The organism is Actomonas spartinae (assembly GCF_051209155.1).
Taxonomy (GTDB): Bacteria; Verrucomicrobiota; Verrucomicrobiia; order Opitutales; family Opitutaceae; genus Actomonas.
On record NZ_JBPJGB010000006.1, the window covers coordinates 18752 to 42160 of the forward strand.

The 23409-nt window shown below is 65.3% G+C and carries 20 protein-coding genes; 14 read left to right on the forward strand and 6 right to left on the reverse strand.

The features are described from left to right. The first annotated feature begins 29 nt into the window (after positions 1-29). Positions 30-1142 carry a dual-specificity RNA methyltransferase RlmN gene (rlmN, locus tag AC0MRV_RS19775; RefSeq protein WP_472766244.1) on the forward strand — a complete coding sequence of 371 codons (1113 nt, stop codon included), beginning with the start codon at positions 30-32 and terminating at the stop codon, positions 1140-1142. 13 nt (positions 1143-1155) lie between these two features. Here the strand turns inward: rlmN and AC0MRV_RS19780 are convergent, their stop codons facing one another. Beyond that, a complete protein-coding gene (locus AC0MRV_RS19780; RefSeq protein ID WP_472766245.1) occupies positions 1156-1779 on the reverse strand; it encodes a 3-keto-disaccharide hydrolase in 624 nt (207 codons plus the stop codon). 84 nt (positions 1780-1863) lie between these two features. Here AC0MRV_RS19780 and AC0MRV_RS19785 point away from each other — a divergent pair, with 84 nt between their 5' ends. Continuing rightward, positions 1864-2340 carry a TPR end-of-group domain-containing protein gene (locus AC0MRV_RS19785; protein WP_472766246.1) on the forward strand — a complete coding sequence of 159 codons (477 nt, stop codon included), beginning with the start codon at positions 1864-1866 and terminating at the stop codon, positions 2338-2340. A 30-nt stretch (positions 2341-2370) separates the two neighbouring features. Here the strand turns inward: AC0MRV_RS19785 and AC0MRV_RS19790 are convergent, their stop codons facing one another. Next, on the reverse strand, positions 2371-3423 hold the full coding sequence (locus tag AC0MRV_RS19790; protein WP_472766247.1) for a 3-deoxy-7-phosphoheptulonate synthase: 1053 nt from the start codon (positions 3421-3423) through the stop codon (positions 2371-2373). 250 nt (positions 3424-3673) lie between these two features. Then, positions 3674-3859 carry a hypothetical protein gene (locus tag AC0MRV_RS19795; RefSeq protein ID WP_472766248.1) on the reverse strand — a complete coding sequence of 62 codons (186 nt, stop codon included), beginning with the start codon at positions 3857-3859 and terminating at the stop codon, positions 3674-3676. Positions 3860-4036: 177 nt separating this feature from the next. Between AC0MRV_RS19795 and AC0MRV_RS19800 the strand changes: the two genes are divergently transcribed. After that, on the forward strand, positions 4037-6697 hold the full coding sequence (locus tag AC0MRV_RS19800) for a protein kinase family protein (protein WP_472766249.1): 2661 nt from the start codon (positions 4037-4039) through the stop codon (positions 6695-6697). Between the two features lie 21 nt (positions 6698-6718). Here AC0MRV_RS19800 and AC0MRV_RS19805 read toward each other — a convergent pair whose 3' ends face one another. Beyond that, on the reverse strand, positions 6719-8068 hold the full coding sequence (locus tag AC0MRV_RS19805) for a hypothetical protein (protein WP_472766250.1): 1350 nt from the start codon (positions 8066-8068) through the stop codon (positions 6719-6721). Positions 8069-8389: 321 nt separating this feature from the next. Here AC0MRV_RS19805 and AC0MRV_RS19810 point away from each other — a divergent pair, with 321 nt between their 5' ends. The 4 genes from AC0MRV_RS19810 to AC0MRV_RS19825 all read left to right on the forward strand — a co-directional run bounded on the left by AC0MRV_RS19810 (position 8390) and on the right by AC0MRV_RS19825 (position 14164). Next, positions 8390-9904, forward strand: coding sequence for a Dyp-type peroxidase (locus AC0MRV_RS19810; RefSeq protein ID WP_472766251.1), 1515 nt, complete (start codon positions 8390-8392; stop codon positions 9902-9904). Positions 9905-9929: 25 nt separating this feature from the next. Next, positions 9930-12725, forward strand: coding sequence for an ATP-binding protein (locus AC0MRV_RS19815; RefSeq protein WP_472766252.1), 2796 nt, complete (start codon positions 9930-9932; stop codon positions 12723-12725). A 46-nt stretch (positions 12726-12771) separates the two neighbouring features. Beyond that, the gene (locus AC0MRV_RS19820) at positions 12772-13365 is read left to right on the forward strand and encodes a hypothetical protein (RefSeq protein WP_472766253.1); all 594 of its coding nucleotides are present in this window, start codon (positions 12772-12774) and stop codon (positions 13363-13365) included. Positions 13366-13519: 154 nt separating this feature from the next. Further along, positions 13520-14164, forward strand: a complete 645-nt coding sequence (locus AC0MRV_RS19825; RefSeq protein ID WP_472766254.1) for a response regulator — start codon at positions 13520-13522, stop codon at positions 14162-14164. On the opposite strand, the gene AC0MRV_RS19830 is transcribed toward AC0MRV_RS19825, so the two are convergent. Further along, on the reverse strand, positions 14146-14844 hold the full coding sequence (locus tag AC0MRV_RS19830; RefSeq protein WP_472766255.1) for a PEP-CTERM sorting domain-containing protein: 699 nt from the start codon (positions 14842-14844) through the stop codon (positions 14146-14148). The genes AC0MRV_RS19825 and AC0MRV_RS19830 overlap by 19 nt on opposite strands. 147 nt (positions 14845-14991) lie before the next feature. Between AC0MRV_RS19830 and AC0MRV_RS19835 the strand changes: the two genes are divergently transcribed. The 6 genes from AC0MRV_RS19835 to AC0MRV_RS19860 all read left to right on the forward strand — a co-directional run bounded on the left by AC0MRV_RS19835 (position 14992) and on the right by AC0MRV_RS19860 (position 20055). Further along, positions 14992-15639, forward strand: coding sequence for a hypothetical protein (locus AC0MRV_RS19835; protein ID WP_472766256.1), 648 nt, complete (start codon positions 14992-14994; stop codon positions 15637-15639). Between the two features lie 34 nt (positions 15640-15673). Then, a complete protein-coding gene (locus AC0MRV_RS19840; RefSeq protein ID WP_472766257.1) occupies positions 15674-16771 on the forward strand; it encodes a hypothetical protein in 1098 nt (365 codons plus the stop codon). A gap of 10 nt (positions 16772-16781) precedes the next feature. Next, complete coding sequence (locus AC0MRV_RS19845; protein WP_472766258.1) at positions 16782-17729, forward strand: hypothetical protein; 948 nt, start codon at positions 16782-16784, stop codon at positions 17727-17729. A gap of 17 nt (positions 17730-17746) precedes the next feature. Further along, on the forward strand, positions 17747-17920 hold the full coding sequence (locus tag AC0MRV_RS19850; RefSeq protein ID WP_472766259.1) for a hypothetical protein: 174 nt from the start codon (positions 17747-17749) through the stop codon (positions 17918-17920). A 111-nt stretch (positions 17921-18031) separates the two neighbouring features. After that, complete coding sequence (locus AC0MRV_RS19855) at positions 18032-19471, forward strand: hypothetical protein (protein ID WP_472766260.1); 1440 nt, start codon at positions 18032-18034, stop codon at positions 19469-19471. Continuing rightward, positions 19468-20055: a hypothetical protein gene (locus AC0MRV_RS19860; RefSeq protein ID WP_472766261.1), complete on the forward strand. Its 588-nt coding sequence runs from the start codon at positions 19468-19470 to the stop codon at positions 20053-20055. The genes AC0MRV_RS19855 and AC0MRV_RS19860 overlap by 4 nt, the downstream gene beginning before the upstream one ends. A 122-nt stretch (positions 20056-20177) precedes the next feature. Here AC0MRV_RS19860 and AC0MRV_RS19865 read toward each other — a convergent pair whose 3' ends face one another. Then, positions 20178-20306, reverse strand: a complete 129-nt coding sequence (locus AC0MRV_RS19865; RefSeq protein WP_472766262.1) for a hypothetical protein — start codon at positions 20304-20306, stop codon at positions 20178-20180. A gap of 209 nt (positions 20307-20515) precedes the next feature. Between AC0MRV_RS19865 and AC0MRV_RS19870 the strand changes: the two genes are divergently transcribed. Continuing rightward, positions 20516-23407, forward strand: a complete 2892-nt coding sequence (locus AC0MRV_RS19870) for a hybrid sensor histidine kinase/response regulator (RefSeq protein WP_472766263.1) — start codon at positions 20516-20518, stop codon at positions 23405-23407. Positions 23408-23409: the final 2 nt, after the last annotated feature.

The window sequence follows — 23409 nt, forward strand, 5'->3', positions numbered from 1 at the left end:
GTCCGGCGGACTGTGGCCTAGTGCCGTTTGTGACCGCCGCTGCCAACGCCTCTGCCAAACTGCACCTCCTCGGCCTGACCCGGACCGAGTTGGGGGCGTTGGTGGAGCAATGGGGCTTCAAGCCGGTGCATGCGGGCAAGATCTGGCGGCACCTTTACCTGCATGGCCGCACCGATTGGGAGGCGATCTACGGCCTGCCGGTCGCCTTGCGCGAGCGCTTGGATGCGGAGACAACAGCGGAACTGTTGCCAATTGCGCGCGAAACGCACTCGAGCGACGGCTTCACCCGCAAATACCTGCTGCAACTCCGCGACGGGCACAAAGTCGAGACCGTGCTCATGCGCTACTCGGGCCGCGTGACGGCCTGCATCAGTTCGCAGGTGGGCTGTGCGATGGGCTGCGTGTTCTGTGCGACCGGCCAAATGGGCTATACCCGCCACCTCACCACCGCCGAAATCGTCGCGCAGGCGCTGCATGTCGACCGCGTCCTGCGTGAGACGGCCCCGGACACACCGGCCTTGGCGGAGTCCGACCACGAGTCGCCCCACCACCGTCATGAACGCCTGCGCAACATCGTGCTCATGGGCATGGGCGAACCGCTGCACAACTACGACGCGGTCATCAAAGCCACCCAGATCCTGCGCGAACCGGGCGGTCTGGCGCTGGGCGCGAAGAAGATCACGCTCAGCACCGTCGGTGTCGTGCCGGGCATCCTGCGCCTGGCGAGGGAGCGGCAGCCGATCTACTTGGCGGTGTCCCTGCACGCGGCGACTCAGGAAAAACGCGCGGCCATCGTGCCCGCGGCGCGCAAGTGGCAGCTCGATGCGTTGATGGATGCCTGCCGCACCTACGCGGAGACCATGCAGCGCCGCATCTTCTTTGAGTGGACCCTGATCGAAGGGGAAAACGATCGCCCCGAGGACGCGCACGCGGTGGGGCAGCTCCTGCAGACCGTGCCCGGCCAGGTGAATCTCATCCCCTTGAATCCAACATCCGGATACGGCGGCGCCCCCAGCGACAACGCGGCGGCGAAACGCTTCCAGGAGATCCTCGCCACCTACGGCCTGCCCAGCACGATCCGCCAGCGCCGCGGCATCGACATCGCCGCCGGCTGCGGGCAGCTGGCCTCGGCGGAAGGTTGAGGCGACGGATCGCTCAGCGTTCCTCGATCTCGATTCTGCGGAAGCAGAGCAGGCCCTTTTCGCCTTGGATGCCGATGTGGCCGGTGGGGCGGGAAAGACCTTGGGCGTAGAGGATGAGGGTGCCGTTGAGGTGCGTGGTGACGCGGTCACCTTCGCAGGTGATTTCGAGCGTGTTCCACTCGCCGGCCGGTTTGAGCGCGCCGGCGATGGTGGCGTGATTGAAGAGTTCCTCGAAGGGACCGGCGCCGTATTCAATCAGCGCGCCGATGGGGTTTTCGCCTTCGGCGGTGTCCATGCACTGAACCTGGAAGCCGTTGTCGGGCCAGCCGTTCTCGTCGGCATGGCTGGTCGGCGCGGTGCGGATGAAGATGCCACTGTTGGCGCGGGCTTCGTCGAAGCGAACTTCGAGGGTGAGCGTGAAATCGCCGTAGGTTTTGTCGGAACGCAGCCAGCCGGTGCCGCGATTCACGTGGAGCAGGCCGTCCTGCACGGAGAACTGGCCGTGGTTTTGAATGGACCAGTTGCTCAGGTCTTTGCCGTTGAAGAGCGCGGTGGCTTGGTGGTGGTCGGCCCGGGCACCGGGCAGGGCGGAGAGCGTGAAGAGGGCGAGCAGGACGAGGGGGTAACGGGGGTTCATCGGCTTGGATCGTAGGCGGCAACGGGTCGGCTCGGAAGTGCATTGTCGTTGTCCCGTTCACCGGAGTGGCTTCGTTTTGAGCGGATGATCCCCACGCGTCGACGGCTCGAATATGCCTCCGGTTATCTCGCGCTCGGGATGGCGAAGGAGGCGGCGGCGGAGTTGCGGGCGATCGAGCGGGCTGATGCCAACACGCCGGACGTGCAGTTGCTGTGGATCGCGTTGTTTCATGAGACCAAGCAGTGGTCGCGTTTGGCGACGGTGGCCAAAAAGGCGGCGCGGCTGAATCCGGGGGCGGAGCAAGGCTGGATCTCGTGGGCCTACGCGTTGCGCGAGTTGGAGCGGATCGAGGAAGCGCAGGCCGTGTTGCGGGAGGCGGAGCCGCAACTCGCGGAGCCCTGCGCGGTGCTGCACTACAACCTGGCGTGTTATGCCTGTCTCCTGGGGGACAAGCCGGAAGCGCGGCGGCGCCTGGCGCGCGCGATCGAACTGGATGCCGACTACCGCGACAGCGCGCGGACGGACCCGGACTTCATCGCAATGCGCGATGAGTTGGGCTAGCTGCGATTACTCCGGGGAGATGGATACGGACTAGGCCTGACGCCGGGCCTGCACGGCTGAGGCAAGTTGGCTTAGGACCGGCAGGGTTTGTTCCCAACTGAGGCAGGCGTCGGTGATGCTTTGGCCGTAGGTGAGGGGCGAGGCATCGATCGATTGGGCGCCGCCGATGAGGTGACTTTCGAGCATGACTGAGGCGATGGCGCGGTCACCGGCGGCAATGCGCGCGGCCAAGGCGGCGGCGACTTCGGGTTGGCGGGCCGGATCCTTCCCGCTGTTGGCGTGACTGCAGTCGACCATGACGTGCGGCGGCAGCTGGTGTTTGGCCAGCAGGGTGGTGGCTTCGCGCACGTGGTCGGCGCTGAAATTGGGTCCGGCGGTGCCGCCGCGCAGAACGAGGTGCGTGTCGGTGTTGCCGGAGGTGCCCATGATGGCAGGGGCACCCTCGCGGGTGAGGCTGGAAAACCAGTGGGGTTGGGCGGCGGAGCGGATGGCGTCGACGGCGACCTGGAGGTTGCCGTCGGTGCGGTTTTTGAATCCGACCGGCATGGAGAGGCCGGAGGCGAGCTCGCGGTGGATTTGGCTTTCGACCGTGCGGGCGCCGATGCAGGCCCAGCTGACGGCATCGGCGTAGTATTGGCCGAGAGTGGTATCGAGGAATTCGGTGGCGATGGGCAGGCCGATCGCGCTGATGTCGATGAGCAGTTGGCGGGCGAGGCGCAGGCCTTGGTTGATGCGGTAGGAGCCGTCGCGGTCGGGGTCATTGATGAGCCCCTTCCAGCCGACGACCGTGCGGGGTTTCTCAAAATAAACGCGCATGGCGACGAGCAAGGTGTCGGCATGGCGGTCGGCGGCGGCGCGAAGGTTCTGGGCGTAGTCGAGGGCGGCGGCGGGGTCGTGGATGGAGCAGGGGCCCGTGATGACGAGCAGGCGGTCGTCCTCCCCGCGCATGATGGCCGCGATGTCACGTCGAGCGCGGTTGATTTGGCCGGCGGTGACTTCCGGCAGCGGCATGTCTTCGGCGAGCACGCCGGGGGCGATGAGGGGCTTGGAGGCGCGGATGCGCAGGTCTGCGGTCTGAGGCATGGGAGGGCGCCTATTTCGACCGCCGTCCGTCGGAATGGAAACGCTGAATTGCGCGGACTTTTGGGTGTGTCTGGGAAAGACGAAGGGTCAGCGTGAGTGGGAAAAGCGCCTCGTGCCAGGCAAGACGGAGCCGGCGGCAGGCGGCGTTGTCACCGGACCACTGTGCCCACGGGCACAGTCAGCCCGGTTCCGTCTTGCCTGCCACCGGCTGCGTTTCCAGCGATGGCCCCTCGTCTTTCCCAGACACACCCTAGCCTTCCGAGGATGAGCCGCGGCGCGACTTGCGGTGACGGCGGCGAGCCCGCTCGCGCTCCTTTTCACTGGGCCATCGCAGTTCAGGCGGATATTGGATGCGGCGGATGCGCCAGACGGTGATGATCATGGCGACAACGATGGCCAAGGCGATCACCCCGATTGTGAGCAGCAGGTCGTTCACTTAGCGGAGAAAGGTATGAGGGAAGATTGAAGGGTGCCGGCCAGCGCGGCGGTGTTGAGGCAATTTGCATGCAATTACAACTATTTTGGCAATCAAAATGGGGTGTATACCCTATTAAACAAGGGTGCGAGTTGGTGGGTTAAGCGACGCATCGGCTGTGTCGATGGGAGAAGGCTAATGGCTTCCCAAGATCTCGGCTCGATGACAGCCGGCGCAGCGACTGCTTCGCCGGAGGCTTCCGCTTCTGCGCTGGGAAGTCTGGCGCCGGGGAAGGTTTGGCAGGGGCGATATCTGGTTGAGCAAGAGCTGCCGGCCTCGGGGGGAGGCCGGGTGTTTGCCGGGGTGCGGCAGCAGGACGGGGTGCCGGTGCGTTTGCGGCGGTTGGCGGAATCGGCCGATTCGGAGACGCGGCGCGAGGTATGGGCGGCGTTGAGCGATCCGCCGCTGCCGGGCGGCCCGGTTTTACTCGAATCGGTCATCGAGGACGATGGTCGGGTGGAGGTGTGGCAACCGGTCGAGGGGCCGACCTTGGAGGAACGGCTTTCGACGGCGAAGCTGGTCACCGATGACGTGGCGGAGTTGGTGCGGCCGCTGGCCAAGGCGCTGGCGGCGCTGCACGAGCGCGATTTGGTTTACCTGCAATTGAGCGCCGAGCGCGTGGTGCTCTCCGATTCCGCGATGGGCGATGCCCGGCTTACGCGGGTGGAGTTGTCCACCAAGGTGGCGGCGGATGGGAATCTTGTGCCGGTGCCGACGGATGTGACCCGGGTGCCGCCGGAAGGCTTGGGCCTTTACCGCATGAAAGCGGACGACGGGCTGAAAGCCTGGGATTGGTGGACACTGGGTCGGCTCATCCAGGAACTGTGGTTGGGCCACACCGTGATGGCGCACGCGCTGGGGCGGGACCTGCCGCGGAGCAACGACTATGTGCGGCGGCACGCCGAGCAGATGCTCAAGGAGGAGAACGCCAAAGATCCGCGGGCGGGCGGGGTGGAGCACATGACCGATCTGCCGGTGCAAGTGCGGGTGTTGCTGCGAGGCTTGTTGACCTCGGTGCGGGACGCGCGCTGGGGCGCCAAGGAAGTGATGGCGTGGCTCGAAGGGGACGCGCCGTTTGAGCGCTACGACCTGCCGCGGTCCACGGTCTTGATCAAATTTCACGGTGAGCAGCTCACGGTCGCGGACACCGCGCGGCGCTTGCTGACGCCGGAGCATTGGCGGGAGGGGGTGGCGATGTGGGTGGCGGAAAAGCCCCCGGCGGGCTCCTTGCTGGAGGTGTTGGGCAAGACGCGTTCCGCCCTCCACCATGAGCGCGATTGGCTCGAAGAGGTGCAGGCGCTCGAGACCGCCAACGGCTTCAAGTCACTGCCCGCCGAGTATCGCGATGAGATCCTGAGTGCCTTGGCTTGGACTGGCATCGCGGGTAAAGGCACGCGCTACCGGTGGCGGGGGCAGATCGTGGATGCCGATTTGGCCGCTGCCGTGCTGGCCGAAGACGATGGCGTCGAGCGGCTGGCGGCTCTGCTGGACCGGGCGACGATTGCCGCGGTGAAGCGGGTCGACGCCAACACCTCGTGGCAGCTCGACACCTGGGCGCGCCAGATCGAGGAGGTGAAGGCGCTGGCGACAAAACATGAATGGTTGAAGGACACCCCGGAGACGCGGGCGCGGTTGATCGGACTCGCTCTCACGGACGTCGCGGAGCTGGACCGCCGCTTTGCCGAGGCGCGGATCAAATACAAGATCGCCACCGAAGAGGCGGTGCAGGCGATGTTTGGATCGGTGAATCCGTCCAACGCCATGCTGGCCTTGCTGGCCCTGAGTTTTGAGCACGCGGAGGCCTGCGGCTACCTCACGCATGAGGAGTGGCGGGCGCACGAGTTGGCGCGCTTGCGGGCGCGGGGAGAACGCTTGGCGGAGGCGCTGTTGCTGGTCGACGTGCTGCGTTGGCTGCGAATCGGTCAGCCAGTCTTTGGCCCGCGCTGGGTGTGGGCGTTTTCGTTCGGGCTCGTGCTGGGCGCGACCGCTCTCTTCTGGCCTGGGTGGGAGGGTCTGGAGACGATCGCCGCGCTGGGTGCCGGGCTGCTCGTGCTGCGGCGTTTGTTGCGCGGGGTGGTGCGGGAGAACTGCCGCATGGACCCGGAGGAAGCATGGTCCTGGGACGCGGCTTTTGCGGCCTGCAGCAAACACGCGCGGCTGGCGCTCGATGGCGGTTCCTTGGACAAGGCGCAGCGGCTCCGCAAACGTTTGGCTGGCGTGAATCGTGAGATGTTGAAGCTCGGTGGCGAGCCGGCGCCGGAACTGGTGCAAGAGCAGTCGATGGACGAGCGGATTCGCATGGCCGCGATTGGCAGTTGGGTGCTGGTGATCCTACTGATGACCGGTATTTCCTGGCAGACCACGCGACCCGAATGGAGCGTGAGCTGGGCCGGCGGCGAGTGGGAGCGCGAGATCACGGTGCTGCTGGTGAAGTTTGGCCTGATGGAGGAGCCGGAGCCTGAGATCGAAGTCATTCAAATCGCGTGGCCGCACGGGCAAGCCGATGCGGAAGCTCGCGGAGTGACCTACGAGGAACGCGACGTGCCGACGCCGTCGCAAGTGGCCAAGGCGGAGGCCTTCCTTGCCGAAGTGCAGCGGCTCTACTTGCCGGAGACCTTGTCAGGTATCGTTGCGATCGACGTGTCGGAGGAAGGGGTGGGCGGCGCCGAGTTGATTCTCATCGATGTCGTCGCGGGCAAACTTTTCAACGGACTCATTTACGAGATGAACTACGTCCCGTTGCGCGGCACATGGATGAAGATGGCGAATCGCGACGTGCTGTTCCTCGACCGCCCGTGAGGACGGTCGCCGCCGTTCGGGTCAAAATCCCAGGTGGGCGCGGGCGGCGCTTACGAGCTCGTCGTCGGGCAGGTCGTCCAGCGCCGGAGCCTCCGCGCCGGTGCGGGACGCACGGTCGGCGAGCGTGAGGTGGGCGATGGCGGCGGCGGTGCTGGTAGCGGGCGGCGCGAGTTCGGCGGGGAGGGGCGTGAGCTGCGAGGCGGGCAGCACGGTCTTGTCGGCCAGGAAATGCGACAGGGAGGCACCGAGGGTGTGGACCCAGGCGCTTGGCGCGGCGGGCGGGGCGTAGGGCAGGCCGGAGGTTTCCTGCCATTCGAAGAAATAGCGGATCTGCTCGTGGAGCTTGGCCAGCTCGGCGTCGGCCGTGGCGGGCGTCCAGGAGGCTTCGAAGGTCTTGCGCTCGCGGAAGGATTTGACCTCCCAAAGACGGAGCTGGAGCTGGAAATCACCATCGTGTTCGCGGAGCCCGCCGGTGACCACGTAATCGAGCGGGGAGCCATTGGTGTCGATGAGCTGGCGGAGGTTCGCGGCGGTCCATTCCCCGGGGAAGAGCGCGTAGTGGGCCTGGGTCTTCACGCCCACGGCGGCGATGGCGGTGTATTGGCGGGAAAAATACAGGGTTTCGGCCAGCCAGAGCGGGAAGCCGCGCGAAAAGCGACCGAGCGCGTCTTCGGGTTGCTGTTCTTTTTCCTCGAAGTCCTTGAGGCCGACGAGCGCGAGCTGGGCGAAGGCGACCCGTTTGAGCGCGCCCTCCTTGGGCGGCAGCAGACCGGGCAGGTCTTCGACGCCGTAGGCCCAGATTGGTTTGCTGATGGAGACGAGGTTGATTTCGGTCGCGGCCCCGCCGGCGGGACCGCTGGCGCCGCGGCGGCGGGCGTCCATGAGTTCGCCGATGGCGTTGGAGAAGCCCCAGAGGCGTTCCTCAAGCGCGGGATCCTGCAGGGCGAAAAGCAGATCGAGCACGTGTTGGGCGGACTCGGGATCGCGCTGGGCGAGGTAGGCTTGGAGGAGGTTGATGCCCGTGGCCGGGCCATGGCGCTCGGCGTCGTAGCGCGGGGCGATGAGCTCGATGATGGTGGGGATGTTCCCGGTGGAGCCGAGGTCGCCGGAGATGCGCACAAGCACGTCGGGCCTATCACCGGCGGGGGAGGCGAGGATCTCTTCGTAAATCGCCTTGGCGCCATCGAGGTTGCGCACCTCGAGCTGTTCGAGGGCGGCGGCGAGCTTTGGGGCGACGGGGCCGGGGTCGGCGGCCGGAGCGGGCGCGGAGGCAGGCTCCGGAGCGGCTTGGGCGGGAGCCGGAGCGGAGCCATTGACGGCGGGGCGGGACGGTTTGGCGGATTTGCCGAGCAGGCGGTCGAAAAAACCCATGGCTTGGTTTGAAAGGCGACGAGCGTTCGTGGCGACAGGAAATATCGATATTCCAGATACGTTCACTGCCCCAGGGGTGTGTTGGTAACAGACAGGCCCGCGGGGGAATCTCCCGCGTTGATTGCCGATTTTCCCGCCCTAACAGGGATCGATTCGCGTAAGGTTTTCGCAACGGAGCCAGAGGTTCGGCGTTAGCAAGTCGCTAATTGCGATGTTTTTGGAGCAACTTGTGCTACACTCGCACCCCGTCGTCTCGCTGGCCCCCGTGAGCACTTCTGTTTTTTTACCCCCTCCCGACGCAGCCCCAACCCCCATTGAACGATGGCCAAGCAGTTTCCCCAGCATCTTCCGACGGCTCCCCTCTACATTGATAATTCCAAGGCGGAGGAGCTGCTATCAATTTGGCGGAACCAAAAGAGTCTCAATCCCGGGCGAAGCTTGCCGCCGTCCGATCTGTTGAATCCGGACAGCGAGGCGGCTGTGTTTATGCAAGCTGTGCAGGGCAATGTCCTCCGGCCGCATGGGCGCAACTACGTGCGCTTGGTCTTCATTCGCTTTCACGGTGATGCAGTGGGATGGCGAGCGTATTTAAAGGAGGCGTCCGGTTTGGTGACCACGGCCCACCAACAGTGGGTGGACGCTCGGAAGCGCCACGGTGTTGATGGAGACCCGAATCGCCGTTTTGCGGTGCTGCATGTTTCAAAGGCTGGGGTCGATTTGGCCGGCGAGGGAGGCGATCCCAATAAAGTGATGCACCGTCCGTGGTCGCGGCTTCGCGCCTTTCGCGACGGGATGTGGGCGCAGCGCGGGGCGCTGGGCGACGTCGACGCTCAACACCAGGATCTCGAGTGGGAGGACGAACTGTTTAACCCCGAGCGCTCGACCTTTCATGCAGTTTGGTTGCTGGCGCGACACTCCCTGACTGAGACGGATGTGGGAAAGAAAAACGGGCTGGAGAACCTCGACACGGATATTGCCGCCTTGGGCGGTGGCATGGCGGAAGTGGTGCGTCGGGAAGACGGTTTGCTGCCGCATCGAGCCGGCACGAAGGATCCGGTCGAGCCCTTTGGGTTTAAAGACGGCATTAGCATGCCGACCTTCTTTCAGGGACCCGATGTCAGGGGCGCGCTCGTGAATCGAAACTTGGCCGATGTGATGATCGGTGAACCCGCGCGACACGTGGGCGGGTCGTTCATGGTATTGCGCAAATTGCGGCAGCACGTGCAGGCGTTCCGCGATTTCGAAGAAAAACTTCGGCCACATTTGGACAATCCCACCGATCCAGGTCGATTGGTGATCGGGCGTTTTCGCGACGGACGGCCGCTCAATGCTCCGGGCGGCGACCATGAGCCGAACGACGCAGCGACGACCAACGCCTTCGATTTTTCGCAGGACGAGGCCGGGGCACGCTGCCCTTTTCACGCGCATATCCGGCGGTCCAATCCACGAATTCCCGCGCTCGACAAGGTCCAGATCGTGCGCCGTTCCGCGGTTTACGGACTGCCTTCACTCGACTGGCGGCCGGAGCACTCGAAGCTGGGGGATGTGGGTCTGCTGTTTATGGCCTACATGCAGGATATCGGGTCCCAGTTCGTGAAGATGCAGTCCAGTTGGTATTCCGATCGGCGATTTGGTGAGGCTCCAGATTTTGGCGACAGTGATCGGCTGCGAGAGACCCTGACGTGGCCGCCGGAGAACAATGATGAGTGGCGATGGAAGCTTGGTTTGGGGGCCGCGTCGGTGGGCCCACCGGCCTTCCAGCGCTTTGTGACCGCTCTTGGCGGCGTCTACCTTTACATGCCGCCTCTGGCTTGGCTGCGCAACCCACGGGGCTGACCCGCGCCGTTTGACCTGTTGTCCCGTGGATGTCGTTCTGCAGTTTGCTCAAGGAGTCTCCGCTCGGCAGGACTTTTTTTGGTTCCTGGTGGTGTTGGTGGCGGCGATCAACCTGTCGCTGTGGTGGCGGAGTCCCTCTCGTTCGAATCTGGTCCCGGCGGCGGCTGGCGCGGCCATGGTGCTGTTGGTGGGGCTTTCGGCGTGGCTGGCCTTCCTGACGCCGGCGCGCATGCAGCACATGCTGGATGTGCCGCATCGCTGGGCGGATTTCGTGGCCGGGGGGGCGCTTGCGGCGCTACCGGTGGTCTGGGCTTGGCCGGCTCATGGTGCTCGCTGGTGGCGGGCGCTGCTGGTCGTGGCCGGGAGCGGGTTGATCCTGTCGCGGTGGTGGCTGCCCGAGGCGAGTGCGCTCGTTGTGGCAATTGGCATGTTGCCGGCGATGGCGGTGGTCCTGCGGCAAAATCGCGCGGTGCCAGGCGCGGAGGTCTTTTGGCTGGTGGTGGCCGCATGGGGGGCGCCACCGAGTATTGTGGGCTGGTGGCTGCGGGAGCCGTTTCGATCGATTGACCTCGGCCGCTTTGCGCCCGCCAGTGCGGCCTTGATGCTGGTGGCGGTCGCGTGGGGCGCTGTCCGGCTCGGGCGGGATGAATGGCGAGGTTGGCCGCCGGCCCGGAAATCGTGGTTGGCGCGTCGCTCCCGACAGTTTGCGTATGCTTTGGCCGGCTGGTTGACGCTGGGTATTGTGGCGGCCGGATTCGCCGGGCGGTCCGCCCGGCGTTCGTTTGAAGCCTCGGCCTTGTCGCGTATTCGGGCGTATGCCGAGACGTTCCCGACGGGGGAACTCGCCGCCGTGATGAGGTCCGACTGGGTTCCGGAAGAGCTGGAATCGTTTGAGCAACAGACTGGGGTGATCACGCGCTACGCGTTTGTGGACGCCCTGAAAACGACGGCGCAAACGACCGCGCAATTGATTCGGCTGCGGGAGAGTAACCCGGATTTTTCGATGGTGGAGGTTTCCACTTTGGCCGACGGAATGGAATGGATCGTCGCCATGCCCGGGACGGCGCCCGGCTACGAAGGGGTGGTGATGGTCACCCGGACCGAAACGCCCCTCGCGCGCGAGCATTGGGAGCGCCGCGACCCGTGGCAGGAGGGGCCGGTGCAGCTGAGCGTGGGTGAAGCCTTGATGTTTCGCGCTCCCTTGTTGAGTGACGGCGGCGCGATGCTCGGTTGGTTGCAGGCCAGCGTGCCGGTGGGGGAGTGGGCAGGGATGCAGGCGCAAACCCGGCTGATGGCTTTCGGCTTGCTGACAGCGGGCGCGTTGGTGGGCGTCCTGCTTTTCCTGCGACGCGTGCGGGAAGAGGAGGCGGAGGATGCACTGCGGGAGGCGGATCGCGAGCGAACCGCCAATCAGCTGAAGTCGGCCTTTTTGGCCAACGTGAGTCACGAGCTGCGCACCCCGGTGCAGAGTTTCACCGGTTATACGGAGCTGCTGCTGCATGATGAGTTGAGTGAAATCGCGCGTTCGCGGGTCGAAGCGTTGCAGCGGAACGGAGAATTGATGGCCCGCTTGATCAACGACCTGATCGATATCGGTGCGCTGGATTCCGGCGCGTTCAGGCTGGTGGAAAAGCCGGTGCAGCCGGCGGTGCTCATCAGCCAGACCGTCGAAAGCCTGCGCCCTCGAGCCGAGCAAAAGGGGTTGGAGCTGCGTTGCTCTTTGCCGCGCAACCTGCCGGCGTGGGTGCGATGGGACCCTGAACGATGTCGCCAGATCGTGCTCAACCTGTTGGGCAATGCGGTCAAATACACCGCAAAGGGGGAAGTGGATGTGACCGTGAACGCAGCTGCGATGGAGCCCGGCCATTGGCTGCTTGAAGTCGTGGTCAGCGACACTGGTCCGGGCATTCCGTCCGACCAGCTGACGCAAATCTTCAATCCCTTTTCCCGTCTTGATCGCACCGCCACGGTTGAAGGGGTGGGCTTGGGGCTCGCGCTTTCACAACGGTTGGCCCGACGCATGGGCGGAGACATTCGCGTGCAGAGCGAGCTGGGCAAAGGGGCCGCGTTCACGGTGGAGTTGCCGGCCGAAACGGCTGCGCCCCCAGCGCCGGTGGCGCGACCCGGAGCGGGCCTGCATGGCCAGCGGATCTTGGTGGTGGATGACAACCAACTCGTCCGCGACTTGTTTGTGCAGGGACTGCGGCGATACGGGGCAGTGTGCAGTGAGGAGGGGGATGGACTCGCCGCGCTGCAACGGCTCGAAAACGAGCGCTTTGACGGCATGGTGGTCGACCTGGCCATGCCGGGCTGCGACGGGTGTGAAGTCGTCCGCCGGCTACGGCAAGCGGGCAAGTTGCTGAAGGTCGTTGGAGTGAGCGCACATGCCGGACAGGTGGAGCGGGAGCAGGCGCTGAAGGCGGGGATGGATGCCTTTCTCACCAAGCCGGTCGACCTCGCCCAGCTCGCCCACGCCTTTTCGCAGGGCCCGGCTGTGGTGGAGCCGGACGAGGCCTGGCAACGGCTCGTGGTCTCGTGGCAACAGACTTTTCGCGAGGAACTGCCGGCCCGACTGAGCGATCTCGAAACCGCTCTGGAGGCGTCGGAGTGGGAGTCACTTTTCCGGGCCGCCCACCGGCTGAGCAATAGCGCGATGGTCGTAAGGGATCATGACCTCTATGGCGCCTGCGGCGACTTGCAGGAGGCCTCCCGTATGGCTGACCAAACCATGGCGGCCGCCGCGTGGGAGCGTTGTCGCAGCGCGAGCCAACGTTGGCTCGACCCCTCGACAGAGTCCCCGGCCCAGACCTTCCCGTCGTGATCACGACGGGTTACTCACCGAAACCATAACCTACCCTTCGTTTGCCATGAGCACCCACTATGAATTCGCCGCCAAAGCTGAACGCATCCTGATGGTCGAGGTCTCCTACCAAGGAGCGATTCGACCGATGCATATCACCGATCCCTCGAATCAGACGGACGACCTCAATCTCGATCCCATCGAACTCAAAACGGGAGAGCCGGTTGAGTTTTCTATCGCCGCCAAGACCGATCTCAAAGCGGATTCCTGCGGTCTGCTGGCCATCGAGTTTTGGGGTTGGCGCGTCGGGCAGAACTACCGTCCCGTCGTCCTCCAAACCGTGCTCAACAAGAGCTGGGTGTTTGGGCCGCAGGCCCAACCCGAGTATGAACCGCCGGCGGTTGCTCCTGGTGCGAAGCCGAACACCGTCATGCATTATCGATTTGAGCGCACCGCCGACATGAAGGCGGAACTCTCTTGGTGGAACGAAGTGGATGGTTCGGTCGAACGCGGTTCCGTCGAACTCTCCGCCGAAAACGAATTCGCAAACATCGGGCTTAGGCTGGTGGGCGATAACGAAGGCCAACTGAGTTTCGACGAACTCAAATTTGGTGAGTCATCTGCGTCCAAGTTCACCAGCCCGGCACCGAACGTGGATTGAGTTGGTGTCTCTCCTCCTTCCCGACGACCTGCCCGTGCGGCAGGTCGTCGGACGGGAAACCCTCGCGGAGCGAAACGCAACTTGCAGGACATTTTCCCGCTGCGCTTTCGTTCCCTCCTGTGATTATGCAGATGTAATGCAGTAAGTTTTCTCCATGTCAGACCGCGCCCGCATTGTTTTAATCGAGGATCACACGATGGTTCGCCAAATGTTGGCGCAGCTAGTGGTCGATGTCCTGCAACTTGAATTGGTCGCGGACTGCACGACCGTGGTGGAAGGGACGGACGCGGTGCTGAAGCACAAGCCCGACCTGGTTGTGGTCGACTGGATGCTGCCGGATGGACGCGGGTTCGAAGTCCTGCGTGCCGCTGGAACGAAACTCGCCCGCACCCGTTGGTTGTTCGTCTCCTCCAACGAACAGGGCCACCTCGTGCGCGAAGCGGTGCGCTTGGGGGTGCAGGGTTTTGTGATGAAGCGTTCCGATCTTTCGACCTTGCGCACGGCTATCACCCGCGTGCTGGCAGGAGAGACCTTTTATTGCCCGACCGCCTCGGCTCTGTTGGTCGGCAACATGGTCGGTGAGGGGCAGGCCTCCGCCGCCAATCTTTCACCTCGCGAACAAGTCGTGCTGCGAGGCTTTGCGGTCGGCGAGAATCCCAAGGCGATGGCGGATCGCATCGGGGTCAGCGCCAAGACGGTGCAGAACGTGCTCTCCACCATCAAAGACAAGTTGGGGCTCTACGAACCGGCGCAGTTGGTGCACTACGCCATCAAACACGGTTACATCGAGGCACCCTGAGGGGCGCGGCTGACCGCGCGTCGCCGCCACACCGCAACCGCAAGAACGGCGAAGCCGAACACGGTCGCATAGGTGCTCGGCTCCGGCACCGCGGAGAGGGTGGCGGAGAATGAGGTCACATCACCTGAGATGATCCACAGCTTGTTGTTGTCGCGATCGAAGTCGGTGCGGAAGAAGAGCTCGCCGTCGGTGAAGTTGCCGAAGTTCAGCGCGGTCGGCAGGCCGGTGCCGGAAAACACTTGGCGCGAGCTGTCTTCCAGGGTGACGCGGAACAACTGGTCCCCACTCACCGCGAAGGGTGAAGAGACGCCGGAGGTGAAATCGAAATCGATCCGGTCGTCGAAGCTGCTGCTGTCGTTCCGCATCACAACGGTGGTATCAATGGAGGAAAAGGTGTGGGTCCCGTCGATGGTGACGCTGATGCTCGCGGGGCGGTAAGCCGCGATCAGATTGCCGCCGTCCTGGGTCTTGGTTGCGTCCGGCTCGTAGCTGATCGTGCCGGTAAAGGTGGAGACGTTGCCCACGATGCCGGAGCCGGCGAGGGGTGTTTCGTCGGTGGTATCGGTCACGGCACGCACGGTGCCGGCGAAGGTGCCGATGACGGTCTGGGCGGCGGCGGGCAGGGTCAGCAAGCCGGCGCAGAGCGCCAGGCGGAGGCGAGGAATGATCGAAGTATTCATATTAGTGATACGTTTGAACTCCCGTTAGTATAAGGTGCGCGGCGTCCCCGTGGGTGGGAGCATGGTGTCAGGGGAGCGGGAACTCTTCCCGTGTCTTCACCGAATGTTCCCGGCCGGGAGTCCCGCAGGTCGGCTAGGATGGCAGCCGTGAAAACCACCCCAGCTCAGATCCTCTTCGTCGCGATCGCCGTCCTGCTGGGCGGCGGTTGCGGTGGGGTGCAAACCGCCTCCACCGGCGACCTGCGGCCGGCCGCCGCGCCTGTGGCGACGCCGCCAATTGCGCGGGGGGCTATCGCGATCGCCCCGGTGCGCAACCTCACCGATGACGAGGCGGTCGACGACCTGGGGCACTACCTGCACCTCAAGGCCGCCGAGTGGCTGGAGGAGGCGGGTTACGAGGTGATCAGCGACGATCTGTTGGCCGATGCCGACCTTCCCTTTCTCGCGGACTTGCTGCCGGCGACGACCGCGGACACGCCGACCCTGGAGATCGCGGTGAGCGCGTTTGCCGAGCGGGCCGGCGCGACCGTGTCGCTTGGCTTGTTCTCCAAGCAGTCGCAGCACGCCGAGGCACGCGTGCGGGTGCAGTGGCGCGGCACCGCCGGTCCGGTGATCGAGCGCGAGGGGCGCAACCGCAAGGGCGCCTGGGGCGCGATCGCCAAGGTGAACCGTGAGGCCCTCACCCAAGGCGAGGGCTTCTGGGCTTTTGACCAGAGTCTCGCCGGCGGCGCGGCCGGTGAGGCACTCCGAAACGCTTTGGCCGCGTTGGTGGCCGACGACTCTGCCGGGCAGTGATTGCACGGCGAACCCAACCAGAAACCTAACTGAAATGAAAAACCTACCCTCCCTGCGCGCTCGTATGCGCGCCTGTCTGTTCGCCGTCCTGCTCTTTGCCGGGATCGGCTCGATGGCCTCGGCCCAAGTCGTTCCCGGTTCCTTCCCGCTCAATGAGCAGCGCGGTAGTTTCCTGGCCCTGCAGGAAGTCTGGCGCGCCGATGTTTTCAGTGCCGCGACCGGCTGGACGGCACCCCTGTTGGTCGAGTTCTACCAACGCGCCGGGTTCACCATCAGCCAGCAGGATGCGCAAACCATCATTGATTTCGAAACCGCCGGAGACTTCGACGCCTCCCGGGCCTTTTCCGAAGCTCTGTTTTCAGATGTGATCGCCAGCGGCAGCCACAGTGCGGACTCGGCGGATGCGGCCCAAGTGTCCTTTAACCTCATCCAAAACTCGATCTTCGAAAAGGTCGCTCCACTGGCGGCCAAGAAGAAGAAGGCCGAGGAGGGCGCTCCGGCCGGTCCCAATCAACCGCTCTTCGGTGCCGACATTTTCTACGGGGTGACTGACTACGATTTGTTCGGCGAGGTGGAGACCTACGGCGCCAACCTCTCCCTGGCCTGGGGCGGCGAGACTCAGTTCAAGGCGACCTTGCCGGTTTACCAGTCCGACTTCGGCGGCGGCGACATCACGACCTACGGTCTGGACCTGAACGTGCGGCAACGTCTGGCCAACGGTGCGGCGATCGGCGCGCACGCCAATCTCCTGTCGTCTGATGGCGGCGCGGGCAGTTCCGAGTCGTGGACAGCCGGAGTCTACGGTGCCTACGTCATGCGTCTGAAGGACGACACGGTCTTTTCGCTCGGCGCGCTTTTTGACTACTCCACGCCCGATGCGGGTGACGGCATGCTCATCGGGGCGGTGGCCGCCAACCTCGGTTTCGTGGTCGGGGACAACGTTTCGTTGAATCCCTTTGCGATTTACTACCGCAACTTCGAAACCGACGCGGACTGGATCGATCTCGGCGCCGAGTTGCAGTTCAATGTATCCGAAACCTGGGGACTGAATGTCGGCGCGAAGACCACCCTCGAGGCGGCCGGCGTGGATACGGCCTACCAGGTCTACCTCGGCACCCTGTTCCAATTCTGAGGACCCGATCATGACGAATCCAAGTCTACGGTCGACAGTCCTGGCCGGATTGCTGCTCGCTGCCAGTGCGGCGGCCCAGCCGGCGATCTCCGGCCAGGAGCGTGCCATGATGATCGAAGCCGCGCGCACCGATCTGTATGCGCAGCTAGCCCGCCAAGTGAAGGGGCTGCAGATCGACGACCAAACGTTTGTGGCCAACAACGCTCTCGAAGCCAGCGATCGTGCGGCGCAGACCGCCGCGTGGCTGCGCGGCGTCGAAGTCGGCGAGCCGCAGTTCGACGAAGATATCTGCTTCGTCCCCGGTTCCATCACGCTGGACCAGGTCGTTGAGAACCTGAAATCGTGGCGTCGCACCGACGCTTCCGGTCGCGAGATCTCCTACGAGAACATCAAACGTCGCACGGAATACGTCACCCTGAGCGCGGTCGGCACCGGCTCGCGTGCGACGCCACCCCCGACCACCGAGTCGGCGGGCGCCGGGGCCGGGCCGGTCATGCCCAACGATGGTCTGCGCGAAGCGCTGGCCGCGATGTCGGGTCCCGGTCAGCAAAAACTCGGGGCGCTCGAAGCCGCGCGCATCGACGCGCTCGCCAACCTCGCGCGCCAGATCAAAGGGGTGCAGCTCAACGACGAATCGTTCGTGCAAAACATGGCCCTCGACGCGCGTTGGACCGACACCGCGACCAGCGCGCTCGTCAAAGGCGCCCGGGTCGTGCGCTACAAGGCGATGGGGCCGGATCTGGTTTCCTGTGTGATGGAGATCGATCTGGTGCAGGTCGTCGAGAACGTGCAGCGCTCCGCGACGGAGTTTGCCAGCGGACGCGTCGTCGAACGCGAGCGCATCGAACGCTACAATCCCGGCCTCACCACCATCCGCGCCACCGGCTTCGGGGCCATCGGCGATGGGCGGGCCACCTCGGGCGTGCCGATGGGTCGCGTGATCGGAGAAATCCAATGAATACGGAGAACCCACTCATGCCTCGATCCACGGCTCGTCCGCGCCTCGCACTGGGAGTTCTGCTCTCGATCACGTTGCTGGCGCTCAGCGCCTGTCAAAGTCCGGTCGTGCGAGAATACTCCGAAGATACCACGCGGGTGATTTCATCCGAGCAGGCCGTCGGCGGTGCGCCCGCCCCGTCCTCTCGCTGACCTTTTCGGGCGATGGGTTTTTGTCGTTCGTTACCCTCGTCACCGGAGTCGGAAAACCATGCCCGCCCGTCCTTGCGACGGGCGGGTCTGCGACCGCGACTTTGGCTGGGCTTGCTTTGGCTCCTGGGTGGACTGGCATCGCTGGCCGCGCAGGACGCGGCCACGACGGTCATGGTGGATGGCGCGGCGGCGGAAGGGGTGCCCAATGTCGAGGCGGCCTTGCGCACCGATGCGATGCGGCAGGCGCTCACGCAGGTGGCCGGCACGCAGGTCAACCGCTACGCCATCACGGCGTCGCAACAACTTTTGGCCGACTACACCTTTGCCCAGGTCGATGGTTTCGTGGAGGCGGCCGAGGCGATGGGCACGCCGCGATTGGCCGATGGAGTGTGGACGCAGCGCTTTCGCGTGCGAGTGCGGGCAGGGGACCTGAACCGTGAATTGGTGAGCCGCGAAATCGATGTGCAGTTCCTCTACGAAACGGTCGCGCGACCGCGTATCGCGATCGCGGTAACGGAGTCGTGGCAACCCGAGGTGGACGGCGCGTGGGTGGAGCGACCGGGCCAGTTTTCGGTCGCGCGCATCGGCGAATATTTCAAGAGCCGTCATCCCGATTTTGATCTGCGCGACCTCGACCTGCTGCGGGTGAATCAAGGCCAGGAGGTCGACTACGTGCGCGAGGCGCGAGCGAATCAGTTTGATTACCTGGTGGTGGGGGAAACGCGGCTGAGCCGGCGGGCGATGCCGGCGGCGGGCGACAACCCGTGGACGGCGCGCGCGGGCGATCCGGCGGCGGGAGCGGCCCGGCATGCCTTTGCGGCCGCATTGGAATGGCGCGTCGTGGAGGTGGCGACGGCGCGCACGGTGTTCACCTTGCAGGACAAGGTGGAACCCGATGCGACGGCATTGCGCGGCGTCGCGAGCCGCGAGGCCGCGGCGGATTGGGCGCGCACGACGGCGGTCGATGCGCAGACGCCGGTGTTGTTTCGTCGCCTGTTGGCGCAGTGGAATCGGGAGGCGTTCAATCGCTCCTGGGAAATCGTGCTGCGGGGTGCCGAACTGGACCTGCTGGAACTTGGGTCGCGGTTGCGCGAGCGCTCGGGGTTGGAGGCCAGCAGCGTGACCCTGCGTGGGGCGGCGCGGGGCGAGGCGGTGTTTGCGGCGCGCACGAGTCTGGGCAACGACGAGCAAGTGGCGGCGGTTGGCACGGCGCTGGGCAAGGGCTTTCGCCTGGCGGACCTGCGCACGGGCCGGATGGTGTTTGAACAAGTTGGCGTTGCTGGCGGCGCGGCGACAGCTGGCGTGAGGGTGCGCCTCGAACAGGTGCGGTTTGCCGATGCCCGGGCCATCGCGACTGCGTTGGAGGGGGTGCGTGGGGTCGTGGCGGTGGAGCGAGGCCGCATGAGTGGCGGCGTGAGCGAGTTGCTGGTGCGCGGCACGGCGGAGGCGGAGGAGTTGGCGATCGCCGCGGAGGAAGTCGCCCCCGAGCGCGTGCGCGTCATCGAGCTCGGTGAGGATTTGATCGTGCTGAGTGCGGAGGATTCGAAATGAAGGTGCGGCGCGGATTGATGATGGCGCTAGGCCTGCTCGGCGTCCTGCTGGCTCGGGCCGAGTTGCTCAAGGTGCACGTGTTGCCGTTGGCGTTCAGCGCCGAGTCGCGGCGCAACTACGGCGAATGGATCGAACGCCTGGAGGCGGAGGGCTACGGGCAGGCGGTGTGGCAGGAGTTGGAGGAAATTCTTTACGACGAGCCGCAGATCGAGCTGATCCAAAGCCCGCTCTCGGAGCGCGAGTTCACCGACCTGGTGCGGGCCCACGCCGAACGGGACTTGGCCGAAGGCGAGGCCTTGTTTGAGCTGCCGGAGCAGGTGATCTCGATCAACGCCAACGTGTTTCAGCGGGCCCAGGAGTCCTTGTCGCTCATGCGGTCAAGCAAGACGACGGAGTATGAGGTGACGCTTTACCTGCGGTTCTATGACCTGAAGGGAGGGCGACTCAATCGCGCTGTGCCGGCGCGGGGCTCGGGCGTGGCAACCAGTCCAGTGGAAGCGGCACGGATCGCGGTCCGCGCGGCGGCGGCGACCTTGTTGCAGCGATTGCGGTCCCGCGGTGTGTTGGCAGCGGAACCGGATTGATAACATGGCGGGCGTGCCCCGTTGAACGGGTGCGCGAGGAGAAAGCGTGAGGCCAGCACGCTGGGGTTGCGGGAAAGGGAGTCGAAGGGAATCCCGCAAGGCCGAGGTTCTGCGAACCAGACCTAGGACGGCAGGGGCCGCCCCGTGGTTGTCGCGAGGCGGCGGGTGCGCCGATGCCGCGTCATGCGCGGACGATGCTCGTCGGCGAAGATGACTTCGCGGGCGGCGGACTCGGAGCAGAGGCACCTCACGGATAACCAAAAGGTTTGTATCAGATTTCTCATGATGTCGGGCCCATAGACTGCATGGAGCCTGCCAAGTTCGATGAATTTTGGCTGACGGGACATTTCCTGGCGGTGCGGCCAAATTTCCCGGGTGGTTTCTGATAGTATTTTGGGAGGTTGGGTGCGTTTGACCGGGCTTGCGCAGGGTCCGGCGTCTCGCAGGCTGGGTCGAAGCGATGCGAGAATCCGTCCTGAATGACGTCGTGCCCGAATGGCTGCAAAAGGCGGCGGTGCACCAGGACTACGCCTGGTTTCTGGGACTGGTGGTGTGGGGCTTGTTGTGGCTGGCTTGGTGGCGGCATCCGCAGCGCGGGGAGCGATGGGGGTGGATTCCGTCGGTCGGGGCGGTGGCGGTGGGCACGGTGGCGGTGCAGTTTGTGATTTTTGATCCGACCTTTGACTGGTTTCAGGATCGTTTGGTGCCGGGGACGACCAATGTCTACGCGCCGGCCGTGATCGCGGTGGAATGGCTGGGCGACTACCTGCTCACGGCGGGTTGGGCGGCGGTCGCGGCCTGGTGGTGGTGGCGCGGGGCGACGGCGCGAGCCGTGCGGGGTTGGCGTTGGCTGGGCCTGCCGCTCGCGGCCGGGGCGGCGGGGTGGGAATATGCTTCGCCGGCCGGTGGCACCGTGGCCCTGGCTTTGGTGGTGGCGGGCGGCGCGGCGTGGTGGTGGACGAGTTTCCCGCAAGGGCGGAGCCGGTGGGGTTTGGCGGGCGGGGTGGCGTTGATGGTTGGTTCGACGGTGGGGCCGGTTGCGGCCATGGTGGGAGGCCTGCAACGGGTGGCGGCGGCGACGCCGTGGGGTTTGTTTGCGGCGCTGCTGCAGGTGGCCTTGGGCGCTTTTTTGCTGGTGGTGGTGGGCCGCGAGACACTTTCGGCCGGCCCGGTCGACGCGGAGGAGCGGGAGCGGCGGCGTCGCGAGTGGCGGAAGCTGGCGTTCATCGCGAGCGTTTGGGCGGTGCTGGGCGTCGGCTTTGCGCACCGGGTCGGTTTGGATAACCGCAATGAATTGCAGCGTAACCGGCTGCGCTCGGTCGCGGCCGAGGCGATGGTGTTTCGGACCGAACTGCTGGAGCCGCTGGTGGGGGAGCAGTTGCGCCTCGAGCGGGCGGAGTTGAGTCCGACCGAGCGGGAGCCGCGGGTGTTGCGGGCGGAGGTGCTGGCGTCGCCGGCGGCACATGCGCTGCGGCGGGAGTTGTCGCGGATCGTGATGGAAACTCCGTTTCTGGACAGTGCGCGCATCCTGGTGGATCGGGACGGTCTGCTGATCGCCTTGGCCAGCAGCCGGTTGCCGGAGGTGCCGGACCGGGTCGAGGTGGTGCGCGAGATGACTGCGGCGGATGAAGCGGCGTTTGCGGCGGCGGCGCCCTACATCGAGCGCGACATCGTGGGGGAGATCGATGATCACTATTTTTGTCGGGCGCCGATTGTGACGCGGGATGGTCGGGTGCTCGGGTGGTTGGACTACGTGCGGCGGGAGTTTTTCCAGAGTCTCGAGCGCAAGTGGCGGGTGGGGCCGTTAGCGGTGGTGGCCTTGGGTTTGATCGGTGGGTTCATGGTGGTTTTGCAGCGCCGCAGTGTGCGCGCGCAGGAACGGGCGTGGCGCAAGGCGGCGGCGGAGTCGGAGGCGAATCGGCTCAAGTCGACCTTCATTGCGAAGGTGAGCCACGAGTTGCGCACGCCGCTGCAATCTTTGTTGGGCTACAGCGAGTTGCTGGAGCGGGGGGCGGTTGATGCGGCGCAGCGCGAGCGTTTGGGTCGGTTGCGGGAGCACGGCGACCTGTTGCTGCGTATCGTGAATGACCTGCTGGATCTCACCGCGATGGAGGCCGGTCGCCTGCAGTTGATGCCCGCTCCGGTGGAACTGGACCGCTTGGTCGAGGGGGTGGTGGAGGGCCTGCGCCCGGGGGCCGAGGCCAAGGGTCTTGCGGTCGCCTGCGAGGTGGCGGCCGACCTACGGGGAGAGTGGTTCGAGACCGATGCGGCCCGGGTGCGCCAACTGGTCTACAACCTCGTCGGCAACGCCGTGAAATACACCGTGCGGGGGCGCGTGCAGGTGCGGTTGCGACGAATCGACAAGGGCGGCGGCAACGAGGCGCGCCTGCGGCTGGAGGTGTTGGACACGGGTCCGGGCGTGAAGCCAGCGGAGCGGGACGTTTTGTTCGCGCCGTTTTCGCGTTTGGAGGAAACGGCGGGGCAGGAGGGGACGGGATTGGGGCTGGCGATGGTCGCGGCCTTGGCCCGACTGATGGAAGGCGGTGCCGGGGCGGAGAGCGACGGCCTGAGTGGCTCGACGTTCTGGGTGGAATGGCGCTCCCGGGCGGTGGCGGCGCCGGCTTACGAGCGCGAAAAGGCCGGCGCGGGCCTGACTGCCTCCTTGGCGGGGCGGCGGGTATTGGTCGCGGAGGACAACGCCTTGGTGCGCGAGTTGTTTTTGTCGGTTCTGAGCGAGCAGGGTGCGACTTGTGAGAGCGTGGCGGATGGTGAATCCGCGCTGCAGACGGCGCTCGCCCGCCGCTTCGATGCGATGGTCCTCGACGTGGGTTTGCCCGGCATCAGCGGAATTGAGGTGGCGCGGCGCTTGCGGTCGCCGGGGGTCGCGCCGGGGCGGCTGCGGATGGTGGGCGTGAGCGCGCATGCGGGCCAACAGGATGCCGCCCAGGCGCTCGCGGCGGGCATGGACGTGTTTCTGAGCAAGCCGGTTTCGCTGGCGGCTTTGTGCGCGGCGCTGGCTGGGGAAGCGGACCCGCCGCGAGATTCCGGGACGCCGTTTGCTCCGTCGGGCACGCGCAGCCAGCAGCGTTTGGTGGAGCTGTTCCGCGCGGACGCCGAAAACCAGTGGCAGGCGGTGCACGAGGCGGTGCAGTCGGGCGATGCGGTGCGCATCAAACGGACCACCCACTTCCTGGCCAACAGCGCCATTGTGGTGGACGACCTCGAGTTGATGGAGAGGTGCCGGGAGCTCGAACGAGCGGCGTCGGCGCCGGTGTTGGACTCGCCGGTGATCCGTCAGGCGTGGGCAAAGGTGGACCAAGCGATGCGCGCCTGGCGCAACCACGGTGAATAGCG